The organism is Bacillus cereus group sp. TH152-1LC, from assembly GCF_027710505.1.
GTDB lineage: Bacteria > Bacillota > Bacilli > Bacillales > Bacillaceae_G > Bacillus_A > Bacillus_A mobilis.
On record NZ_JAQFNK010000050.1, the window covers coordinates 1 to 12,481 of the forward strand.

The following is a 12,481-nucleotide window of genomic DNA, read 5'->3' on the forward strand; positions in this document are numbered from 1 at the left end:
CACTTCTACTATATAAAAAAAATAGTAGTGCGAACCAATGCCTTGGTCTGCACTACTAATCTTAGTATGTTTATTTTATAAAGAAACGAGGTGTTAGCATGAGTTCTTTTACTTTTAACAATCAACGCAAGGAATACATTCAAATAGAAAGAGGATGGAGTCCTCCAACATGGGCACCTTTGAAACGTAATTTTTTAAAAGTTCCTGGATTTCCTGGTGCAAGATTATTAAATACAGATACTGATCCCCGTCCGCTTCCTGTACCAGTTGGAATTATCGTTCCAGATGGGACGGATTTAGAAACGTTAAAAGAAGAAATAGCAGAATGGCTTATTACTGAAGAATCAGCTGAGCTAATTTTTGACACAAAACCAGATAGAACATATATAGCTGTTATTGATGAAGATTTTAATATTGATGATTTTGTTACCTTAGGAAAAGGTACTTTGAAGTTCATCTGTCCGATGCCTTATAAATTAGGTCCTGTACAGAATAAAACCTTGGCTATTGATAAGGATGGTAATTTGAAAGCAGCATTCCGTAACAAAGGATCTGTAGAATCCAATCCTATTATAGATATCATGGTAGGAGCAAAGAGCACTTTCCTGGATGTATGGAACGGTAATGACTATTTCCGCTTGGGATATCCTGTAGCAATTAAAACCAAGATTGTTAACACTGAGGAACGCCTTATATGGGACAAGATGGACAGCTCTACAGGTTGGGTACATCACAACGGAAAAATAGGACGATTCGATGCAATGGGAACTATGCTCGCAAAGGACGGCTATTTCTACCCTGCTAACTTTGGGACGGGCTCAGAGTGGCACGGTTGTTTCATGGTGAAAGATATCCCACCATCTCCTACAGGAGAAATTATTGACTTCAAGTTTGATGTACAAATGACTCTAAAATCCTCTAATTGGAATCAAATGGGGAAAGTAGTAGCTATGGTACTAGACAAAGACAATAACGTAATTTGTCAAGTTGATATGAGTGACGAATATATGGCGCACGAGTACACAATAGCTCATGCTTCAGTAAGCTCAGCAGGAGATAATCCTACAGGCGACCAAGTGACGATAGCTAACGAGCATGGGGCTTTAGCGGGTGTGTGGAATCAATTTAACGGACACTTTGCACTAGCCCGCAGAGGCAATCACTGGCGTTGCTATCCCGCTAAATATGATGGGGCTAACGGTACAGACGGGACTTCCTCTGTGCATGAATGGTATGATTTGAACTACAGCAACCCATTAACGAAAAGAGAGCCTAAAAAGATTGCCCTGGGCTTTGTAGCTTACGGAGATTATCCTCCAGTTACAGACCTGAGAATATCAGATTTTAAGTTTTGGAAACTTAACAAACTACAAATAGATGAAACTCCTTACATTTTCGATGTAGGAGACAAGATTCAAATAGATACAGAGCATTCGCTAGTTACGATCAATGGAACAAATGCAATTGCGTTAAAAGATATATTCAGTTCATTCCCTGTTGTAAAGCGTGGACAAAATGAAATTATAGTACGTCCAGCCAATGTAGGAATATCGGAATTAACGTATAGGGAGCGATTTAGATGAGAACACCAAGTGGGGACTTACATATTGTTGATTTTAAAACAAGTCAAATCGTTTCAGCTATACAACCAAAAGATTATTGGGATGATAAACGCCATTGGGAAATCAAGAATAATATAGATACATTAGAGTTTAGAGTATTTGAGAATACAGATCATGCAGCGACACTTGTACAACAAAACTTAGTGTTAAAAGAGGTACGTGGAGGTAGAATCGTTCCTTATGTTATTACTGAGGCGGAAAAAGATTCTGATGATAAATCATTAATGGTTTATGCATCAGGAGAATGGATTCAACTTGCTAAAGCAGAAATTATTGAACCGCAAAAATTAGAAAGTAAAACATTGAAACAATGCATGGAAATAGCTCTAAAAGGTACGAAGTGGGAAATAGGAAAAACAGAACATGATGGATCACATTCAATGACTATTGATGAATTTACTAATCCACTGGATTTACTAAAAAAGATTGCAGCTTCATTTGAACTAGAAATCCAATATCGTGCTGAAGTTGTCGGTGCTCAAATCGTTGTTCGTTATGTGGATATGGTTAAGAAGAGAGGACGAGATACAAGAAAAGAAGTAACTGTCGGTAAGGATTTGTTGGGGATTAAACGTATTGAGAACTCTCAAAACATTTGTACCGCTTTATTAGGTTACGTTAAAAAAGATAATGGAGAATTCATTACGATTTCAGAAATAAATAATGGTGTTCCGTATCTTGTGGATGATGCAGCATATCAACGATGGAACGAAAAAGGGAAACATAAATTCGCTTTTTATACTCCACAAACAGAAAACGAGGATATGTCTCCGCAGAGACTTATGACTCTCATGAAAACAGAAATGAATAAACTAGTAAACACTTCTGTTTCTTACGAAGTTCAAGCGCAAAGTATTGGTCGAGTATTTGGATTAGCTCACGAATTAATTAACGAAGGAGATACAATCCGAATTATAGATGAGGGTTTTACCCCTAAGTTATATCTTGAAGCTCGTGCTATTGCTGGTGATGAATCATTTAAAGATCCAAAACAAGATAAATATATGTTTGGCGATTATCGTGAAATTGTTGATCAAAATGACGAGTTACGAAGATTGTACCAAAAAATTTTAAGTTCATTGTATGACAAGGTTCCACAAGAATTATTTGACCAATTAAAGAACAAGGTCACTGAACAAAATCAAGACATCATTGCCGCTAAAGATAAAGCTGATCAAGCTCAAAAAGAAAGTCAAACCGCAAAAGATTTAGCAGAAGCGACTGTTGAATATGTGGAACAAAATACAGCAAATGTTATTGAACAACCAACAGCACCTACTGAGGGACTAAAAGACGGCAAGACTATTTGGGTGGACAATTCAAACCAGAATAATAGAGTTATGAAACTTTGGAAGAATGGGACATGGGTAAGGATTACACCTGATACAAAAGCGATTGAGGATGCAGTAACGAAGATTAGCAATACTGTAGGTGAAGTAGCTGGAGCTGTTAATCAAGCAGAGCAAGACATCACCAAATTAAAACAAGATGTTACAGGAATACCTGATGTTGTATTTAAAGATGGACGTTTTACAAATATAAAATTAACTGTAGAGAAAACAGAAGAATCCCTAACTAATAAAGCTGAGAAAACTGAAGTAAAGAAGCTAAGCGAGGATTTAACAAGTGTTGAACAAACTGTAAACACTGTAAAACAAACTTCCGATGAAAATTCTAGTAAAATCACTACCCTTGATACTCGGTTTAAAAATATGAAACTTGGCCGAACTAACTTAATAGAAAATAGCGGTGATTTCCAGGACGCAAATTTATGGATCCCTAATAATACTGGGACGGAACTAGAAGCCGTTACTCTTGATGGTGAAAAAGTACTGAGAGTTAAAGGGACTACACGCCATGCTAAAAGTTATCGTTTAGAGCCAAACACTGAGTATGTATATTCTGCTATGGTGAAACTACCATTTGATCACTGGAACGGTTTTAACGACCCTCTTCATAGTTGGACCAAACAAGGAGATAATCTTCATATAGCAAAACGCAAATGGGCTATTACTCCTACCGGGCCAATTAAAGCTAACGAGTGGACTTACATAGCTGTAGGAATTGAAACGGCGGATGGTGAACCTACACAGTTTACACCCTTCTTTTTCTCAGAATCATTAGTAAATGCGAATCAGGATTCCTATATTAAGTTCTTTCAAATTACTAAGGGTAATCAACCTGTAGCAGATTGGATTCCACCAATAAGCGAAGTTGTTTCTAGTAAGGAGTTTACCCAAACTACAAATGAGATCAAACAGACGGCAGAGGAAAATACAGCTACAATTACAAAAATAGAGAGTTCAATCAACAATGAAAATCATCTATATGATTCTTCTGCTAATCGTGTATTACCAAAGTTTATTAATGGTGGAGACCCTTCTCCTTACCATATTTTCAACGCTGAGCATAAATTTGAAGGAGATTATTCTACTTTTAAGTGCCTTGACTGGCACGATGGTTTTTATCAAGTTGGGGACTATCTCGGCAATAATTTGCGTGGCTTTGATGTGGGTCAAGATATTACGCTTTCCCTAGACCTGGCTTCAGAGTCTAACTGGGTTGAAATAATGGTGTTTCAGCGTGTAGATGATCAATGGACAGTTCCTACTAATAAATTTTTCAAATTCGAGAATACAGACTGGAAACGGGTAAGTTATACATTCAAGTTAGATAACAAATGTAAATCCTGGATGTTCCGTATCAGGATGGACGCAAGAGAAGAAAACCAAGGTAAACGTTGGTGGATTCGAAACTTGAAGCTTGAAAAAGGTTCATTTGCTACTCCGTGGTTAGTTTTATCCGCTACTACTCAAGAGTTAAACCGCCAAACAAACGAAATTAAGCAGACTGTAGGTGAAAATTCAGCAAAAATTACTCAGGTGCAAACCAAAGTAAATAACATGAATGATGATGTAACTAACTTGATGATTGATTCTAGCACGTTCCAGGGTGCTGTAAATACCCTTGATGGCGGAGCGGTTAATAGATGGTGGTTACGGGATAGTGGTGGTATTTGGATTCCTAAAGAAACATTTGAAGGTTCAGCAATTGCAGAAACACAGAGAAATTGGAAAGGGATTGCTTACAATTTTGGTGATCTTGTAAAACGTGGAGTTGTGAAGTTAGGCGACGAAATTAATTATAGTATGTATATTCGAGTTAAAAATCTTCCTGATGGTGCTTTATATCGTAATACATTTTACTTTAAAGGTTTCGTATCAAGTGTGGATATGCCTAGTGCCACTAATCAGTGGAAACGTATTGAAATAAGCTTTATTGTAACTGAGGAAATGATGTCCTCTACTGGTGAATCAACGACTGATTGGATGCGTGTAGAAGGATGGGACTCACTTCAGGGTGAGCAATTCTATCAGCAGTCTAAACCTCAGATAACTATAGGTAATAAGCTGTATACATGGAGACCAGCTCCCGAGGATACTAACACAATTATCTCAAAAACTAACGAGATTAGACAGACTGTAGACAGTAACACAGCTAAGATTACAGCTACAGAGGGAACTATTAACAACTTTAAGGGCTTAAACAATTTAGCTCCTAACTCTACAATGAATGATGCTACAAACGGAGTCCCTGACTATTGGATTATGCCTTATGACCAGTGGACCGTGCTTCCTCCCTTTGAAGATAAGAGAAGTAGTAATATCCTTAAAATATGGGCTAGTGGACTAACTGAAGCGCTTATTCGTTCAGCACAAACTCACAAGATTCCTGCAAAGGCTAACACAACGTATACATTTTCTGTAGACTTCTATGCAGACAGCAATAATACTGTATGGGATTACCAAGTTCCTTTCATTATTCAGTTTTACGATAAAGACGGAAACCGAGTAGAGTATCAAGATGTAAGTATTGAAAGTTGTGGTGTCCCTATTCCGTTCAAGTATGATAAGTGGCAACGTTTAGTTTTAACTTACAAGCCAACAAATACAGCAATTACTCATATGGATTTCAGACCTGCATTGTTTAAAAACGGTCAGATTCACTTTAGGGAGTTCCAAATTGAAGAAGGTTCTCAGGTTACAGGGTGGGGGCCTTCCCAGGCTGATCTCGTGAAAGCTAAGGTCTTCCATACAAAAACTTCTGAAATAGAGCAAACTGTCAACAGTATCCGTACAGGAGTAGCATCCATTACTGCAACTCAAGGACAACACGGACAACTTATTCAAGAGAATAAATCTTCTATTAATCAGCTTAATAATCAAATTTCGCTTAAAATTGAAGAAAAACAGATGCAGGACTATGTAGGAAAACTAGGAGAGCCTAACTTACTTCTTAACGCTCCTTTCAATTGGACGGAAATGAATGAGTGGGGAAATATTGTTAATGAGCTTCCTTCCTTGGATAAATGGGGAACATGGACGGCTGATACAAATAAAGGAACATTTGAGCCGACCCGTTCAGTACGCTGCGATGGTTACAATTCTACAAAAATATCTTGTTCTAACTATGAGCAAGAGTTCTCTTGGACGGGATTAAACCAGGTAATAGGCAATATTGACCCGCTTAGTGAGTACACGTACAGAGGTAAAATATTTGTAACAAACAAGGAATCAATTGACAACGGATTGTACGCAGAGGTAAAGGCGTGGAACGGTGACCAATTGGTGGGAGCTGTAGGGTCTAACATAAGTGAAGTACTAGAAAATGGGATATGGAAAGAATATTCCGTAACAATCCCTCCAATTAAACAGGCTGTAACGCACATGCAAATTACTGTAGGTGTGCGACGTAACGGCACTATTTATGTAAGTAATCTCATGTTTCAAAAGGGCTCAATAAAATCTGTATTTATTCCGAACCCTAAAGACATGGGAGATTACCAAGCGATGGTCAGGGAAATCGGAAAGAAAGTAGCTACTTCAGAGTTTAATCAGAAAATCACTACAATGCAGACGGCTATTGACCAAACTTCCAATGCTATTAATCTTAGAGCTGAGAAAACAGAAGTGTATACACGTAATGAATCTAATGATCGTTACGGAAGTAAGGCTATGGTGGAATCTCACAATAGTTCCATATTATTAATGGCTGATGCGATTAACCAAAGAGTTGAAAAAGGTAATATAGCATCCACAATCAACCAAACAGCTCAATCTGTATTAATTCAGGCAAACAAAATTTATCTTGATGGTTATATTGAAGCGAAACACTTGAGAGCTCAAGAACTTGTCGGGGTAACTATTAAGACTGCCCCAAATAATGAAGAACGCTACGTAAAACTTAATAAACAATTTTTTGAGCTATATGACCGTAATTTATCACGAGTAGAATTAAAGTTTTTTAACTCTCAAGATGGGACAGCTATCACACCAGCGCTTGTAATGGGGCGATCTCAAAGTGGCGGAATCGAAGGAGCAACTGCTCTGTATCATCGTACGCCTATTAATTCTAGTGGAGTTGATAACTTTCGTGAATCTTATTCAACTCTAGGAGTAGTAGAATCATACAACAGTAATTCTAACTTGTTTCTATATGGTTCAGGATTAGAGCAGTCTTGGGGAGGAAAAGTCCGCTTATTCGGTAAGGATACAGTGACAATATCAGCATCTCGACAAGGAGAAATTCTCCTGACTACTGACTCTGTAGCTCAGAATACTTCTATTAAGGTCCAACCTTCATTGGACTTTGAAGTTATTGCAGGGAATCACGTCTATTTACAAGGGGGAGGATATTTCTTCAGCTCAGTATCCTCAAATCACACTTTTCGTAATGGTAACGGTAACTTTTACTTCGAAAACAAGAACAAGTCTTCAGGGAACAATATGCTTCTAACAGATGATAACAATAACGCTGACTTACGCCTGGCATATATCCGTATTAGGGGTTCACATGTTTCGGGATACCAAAGCTCATTACAGCTTGTACCAGCAGGAGAGAGTGCACCAACAGCAGGATTACAAGCAGGGAACATAAGTTATACAAGTCTGACAAACCGTTCATCTCGTAAAATTAAAGCTAATATTCGTGATTTGGAGATCGATTCTTTAGAGAAAATCATGGGATTGAAAGTGCAGCAGTATAACTTCAAGAGTGATGTAGAGAAACTTTACAAGATGAGACAGGAAGCTGAGGGAACAGGGAAGATATTTACTACAAGAAATATTCCTCTACAGTATGGTCTTATCCTGGAGGATACAGACAAGACTTTCCATGCTGATTTAGGCGATGGAATTAACCTGTACACGCTTGTAACTCTCAATGTAGATGCTACTCAGAATATTAAGCTTAGACAAGATGTTCATGAAGAGGAAATAAGTAATCTCAAATCCAAAGTAGCTGATCAGGAGGAAGAAATAGCATATCTCAAATTGCAAGTATCAGGTCAAGATGACAGAATCGCACGTCTAGAAGAATTATTACTACAACAATTAATAAATAAATAAATAAATAAGAAACCAAGTCAGCTATAGCTGTTCTTTTTTTATTACCTAAAAAGGGGATGAAGAGATGGATCGTATTGATGTATTATTAAAAACTTTTATTGCCACTTTTGGTGGCTTCTGTGGATATTTCCTAGGAGGATGGGATGCAACATTGAAGGTTTTAGTTACAATGGCAATCATTGACTACCTAACAGGGGTGATTGCAGCGGGATTCAACGGGGAATTAAAAAGTAAAGTAGGTTTTAAAGGCATCGCCAAAAAGGTGGTGCTTTTTCTTTTGGTTGCAGCAGCCACTCAAGCCGATGTAGTTATGGGAACAAACAGCGCAATTCGTGAAGCGACGATTTTCTTTTTCATCGGGAATGAGCTGCTTTCACTTTTAGAAAATACTGGACGAATGGGTATCCCACTTCCACAAGTTTTAACAAATGCGGTTGAGATTTTGGGAGGGAAGAACAAAAAAACAAGCTCTGAATATGATAATAAAAAAGGAGATGTTCAATAGTGAAATACCATGAAAGAAATGTACGTAATTTAAATCAGCTGGCGGATAATACGAAAGCAGCAGCTTTCAAATGGTATCAATATTGTATAGATAACGGAATTGAAGTATTAATTTATGAAACAATCCGCACGATTGAAAAACAACGTGAATATGTTCGTGATGGTGCCTCACAAACAATGAGCTCGTATCATTTAGTTGGGCAAGCTCTGGATTTTGTTCCAATTAAGTCGAATGGCACAGAGGACTGGGGTGGATACAATAAAGAACCGTGGGCATCGGCAATTCGTTATGCGAAAAATATTGGATTCGAGTGGGGAGGTGACTGGAAAGGATTTGTAGATTCTCCGCATTTACAGTGGAATTATAAAGGGTATGGAACAGATACTTTTGGAAAGGTCGCTCAAAATATTACTTCTTCTTCAAGTGATGGTACTGGGATCGCATATATTAACGGTAATAATGTGAATCTCCGCAAAGGTCCAAGTACTGGATACGGGATTATTCGTCAGTTAGGAAAAGGAGAGTCCTACAAGGTATGGGGACAATCAAACGGCTGGTTAAATCTTGGTGGCAATCAGTGGATTTATAATGATGCATCATATATTCGTTACACAGGAGAAAGTACACCAACAACTTCTAACTCTTCAAATGATGGTATTGGTGTAGTGACTATTACAGCAGATGTATTACGTGTTCGGAAAGGTCCAGGTGCAAATTATAATATTATTAAAAATGTATATAAAGGTGAAAAGTATCAGTCGTGGGGATATAGAGATGGTTGGTATAATGTGGGTGGAGACCAATGGATTTCGGGGGAATATGTGAAGTTTGAAAGATAACATATATGATGTAACAGAAAATGCAATCTATGTGTATGTGAAGTGAGAAAATAAAAAAGAGTATTCTTGGTTGGATGAAGGGATACTCTTTTTCTATGTAGCAGCATTTTTATCAGATGAATCCACTACATACAATAGGACTTAAAAATCATAAAGGCACCTGCCACAGCTGAAGGTGCTTTATGTGGTAACACTCTAAATGTATAAATAGCATAGTCAATATTAGTGAAGGATAGAACCAATTAGTGATCGATAAACGTATATGTTAAATATTTTGTGTAAAAGAGTAGTTTTATTGTCAATGGATTACAAAGTACACAATAGCAAAAGGGAAGTGTATCATATTACAGTAAGTAATGTCCTTCTTCGCAGTATAAAGAATTATATATATAATTTATTTTGCAATAGTACTATTAATATGGACAGTAAAAATAAAAAAACAGCGCATTCTTGACCAAGGAATAGGCTGTTTTAGGGTAGAACAATCTATGTTAAGTAATGCTGAATCAATTTTAGTATATGTGACCAAATTTCAAGTATGATATTTTATTGAAAATAAGAATTGGTGTGAATTCATACACATATTTGGGTTGGAATAACCAGAAGTGTAAAACATTCAGAGAAAAATAAGTATTACAAAAGATGAATGTCTGAATAGAAAATGCAATTTAAAAACAATGGAATATTGACGCTACTTTTAAATCTTATTGTACATAATACAAACTCTTTTAATAAAAAATGAATCCACACTAGGGAAGTTTGTAAGCATAACAATGGGTGCGTGTTCTTTAGTATGTTTAGTGTATAAATAATTTTAAAATTTAGGTTGAATAATTGTAAGGAACGGCGATGAATTTTTGTTTGAAATACTATTAGTGAAATGTTTACTTGTCTCGAAGTGGATAATGAATAGGGGAATTATACCGAAAAATATAGACAAAAGTAAAAAGAGAGCCAGTTTCTAAGCTAATACACTGATTTTATAGAATTATGTTGTTCATATGTAAGCTCTAGGTTAATGTTCATCCTATGCTAAATAATGAAGGGGATTTTCTTTATTTTCCACAAAAGATGGTCGCTATATGCAGTAGGATGATTGTTCCCATCCTATCTTTTTTGGGATAGGATGGGGTTTAACCAAGGGGGACTTGCTTTCCTATTATGAAATGGCTTTACAATTGATAGGTGTAAAATATCTTGGTGCAGTAATATCTTAAGTAGCATACTGCACCTTTGATACGGATCGAGAAATTGGAAAGTATACAAGCGTTGCCTTAGTTTTTGTAACAAGTGTTGCACTTTTTTAATTTTATCAAGTGTATGAGAAGGTAGAGTGGGATCATTGCATTGTGCGATTCGTTTTACTATATTAGTGTGATGGGAATTAATATTTTGAAGGAGTGCGTGAAAAATTAAGAATGATTCATATAGCATAAGAGATGTTTCTTTAACTTCATGGGAATAGAAAGAACTTGGAGATATAATTTTCAGACAAAGTAAACTATGGTGTTCTATATAAAAGAGAGTTGCATCTAACATAGTTCGTGTAGAGAATGGAGTTAGTGAGGAATTAAGATGCATTATTTTTACACCACCAATCTGGAATAGGATTAGTCATTACAGATACATTTTTTTGTTTTGCCAATACAGTGGCATATACTGCAAGTGGACGTCTGACAGTTTGTTGATTTGCAAATTTCGCAAGTTTGTTTGCAGCAGGGTGGACAAACTGCATTTGGACACTTTAATTTACATGGTGTAAAGTTTTCGTGATTTGTTCTCTCTTTTATTGCGTTCACTTCTTCTAATTTGAATTGTAGCAACATTTGGGATTTTACAATTGTTTTTAATGTATCATTTACACTGCGATTTATAGCTAGATATTCATCAAAGTTACGGTTCTTTTGTTTCAGGAAATGTTGTAATTTTTCTCCTTCGGCATTTATTATGTGAGATAAGCTGATTTCCTCCATTGCAACAGAAGAGAGTAACAAGTTAATGACTTCCTGGCGTGTTAAGGAAATATCAGGTGTAATATCTGGTAAATTTGGAAGAGACATGTTCGGTTTCGACCTCCTTTTATAAAAATAATAAGTTTTAGCAAAAGTAGTGTAAATTAGGAGTTATAATGCATAATTCTTCATAGTAAAAAAGTCTGTTAGTAAGAACTATGGACCTTATACAGTTTGTGATGTCTCCGTTTTGTTTCTGTAGTTTATATACATATTATGAGATTAGCGTCTTAATAATGTTAAATTATTGGTTTTTTTGACCAAATTAATATTTAGAGCGAAAGTGAGGGTGAAAATAAGTTATGCCATCACATATATATAGGATATGAAAAAATGATAGAATGAGCGCTGTAAATTAATAAAGTAATATGAATCCATATACTACCAGGAAACCACTGAAGTTAAGGGGTTTCTTTAATGTTAATAAATTTAGTTATGGCATTCCTATTTAAGTTTCAAAGAATTGAATAGAAGATTAATGCCTGTTAATTCGATGAGCAAATCTGAATAAGTCATGTGGGATCACATGTGAAAGTTTAGGGGAATAAATGGATGGGTTGAGAATATGGTATAAGGAGCCAAAAAACATGGGTCAACATAGATGAAAAGGTTTGATGAAATTTAATAATTATAAGTAGAAAGGGGTATTAAACATGTCACAACCCAATTTGCCAGATATTACACCTAATATTTCGTTGACGCGAGAAGAAGCAATAAATTTATTGCTTTCCTCAATCGCTATGCAAGAACTAGGTTTAGCTCATATTATTAATGCGGAGGGCGAAAAGCTACAATATGCATTAGGGACATTAGCTAATAATAGTTTAGCAACGCCACCCACATTTGATCAATTAATTCAATTAAATAAAAGTGTGCAATCTACTTTGAAAAGTGCTTCTGAAACGGAAATGTTGTTAAAAGGAAAATTAGAAAGTGTTATGGAAATGTTGACAATGATTGGTCCAACAGGAAGTGCGGGTCCAACAGGAAGTGCGGGTCCGACAGGAAGTGCGGGTCCGACAGGAAGTGCGGGTCCAACAGGAAGTGCGGGTCCGACAGGAAGTGCGGGTCCGACAGGAAGTGCGGGTCCAACAGG

General features: G+C 36.6%; 5 protein-coding genes and 1 pseudogene. 5 read left to right on the top strand and 1 reads right to left on the bottom strand.

The window, feature by feature from the left end; all coding sequences use genetic code 11:
• The first annotated feature begins 98 nt into the window (after positions 1 to 98).
• From PDL00_RS34165 to PDL00_RS34180, 4 genes are all read left to right on the top strand, one after another.
• Entirely contained in the window at positions 99 to 1,583 is a 1,485-nt protein-coding gene (locus PDL00_RS34165) for a distal tail protein Dit (RefSeq protein WP_270733789.1), read from the top strand.
• Positions 1,580 to 8,029: a phage tail spike protein gene (locus PDL00_RS34170; protein ID WP_270733793.1), complete on the top strand. Its 6,450-nt coding sequence runs from the start codon at positions 1,580 to 1,582 to the stop codon at positions 8,027 to 8,029. The genes PDL00_RS34165 and PDL00_RS34170 overlap by 4 nt, the downstream gene beginning before the upstream one ends.
• 64 nt (positions 8,030 to 8,093) lie before the next feature.
• The gene (locus PDL00_RS34175; RefSeq protein WP_270733790.1) at positions 8,094 to 8,534 is read left to right on the top strand and encodes a phage holin family protein; all 441 of its coding nucleotides are present in this window, start codon (positions 8,094 to 8,096) and stop codon (positions 8,532 to 8,534) included.
• Positions 8,534 to 9,373 carry a M15 family metallopeptidase gene (locus tag PDL00_RS34180; protein WP_270733791.1) on the top strand — a complete coding sequence of 280 codons (840 nt, stop codon included), beginning with the start codon at positions 8,534 to 8,536 and terminating at the stop codon, positions 9,371 to 9,373. The genes PDL00_RS34175 and PDL00_RS34180 overlap by 1 nt, the downstream gene beginning before the upstream one ends.
• A 1,570-nt stretch (positions 9,374 to 10,943) precedes the next feature.
• Here PDL00_RS34180 and PDL00_RS34185 read toward each other — a convergent pair.
• Positions 10,944 to 11,108, bottom strand: coding sequence for a hypothetical protein (locus PDL00_RS34185; RefSeq protein WP_270733792.1), 165 nt, complete (start codon positions 11,106 to 11,108; stop codon positions 10,944 to 10,946).
• A gap of 930 nt (positions 11,109 to 12,038) precedes the next feature.
• Between PDL00_RS34185 and PDL00_RS34190 the strand changes: the two are divergent.
• A pseudogene (locus tag PDL00_RS34190) lies at positions 12,039 to 12,481 on the top strand (hypothetical protein); the annotation flags it as partial.

Coding starts and splice junctions, on each gene's coding strand:
- PDL00_RS34175 (WP_270733790.1), top strand. CDS start 8,094: ATGGATCGTATTGATGTATTATTAAAAACTTTTATTGCCACTTTTGGT.
- PDL00_RS34165 (WP_270733789.1), top strand. CDS start 99: ATGAGTTCTTTTACTTTTAACAATCAACGCAAGGAATACATTCAAATA.
- PDL00_RS34185 (WP_270733792.1), bottom strand. CDS start 11,108: ATGCAGTTTGTCCACCCTGCTGCAAACAAACTTGCGAAATTTGCAAAT.
- PDL00_RS34170 (WP_270733793.1), top strand. CDS start 1,580: ATGAGAACACCAAGTGGGGACTTACATATTGTTGATTTTAAAACAAGT.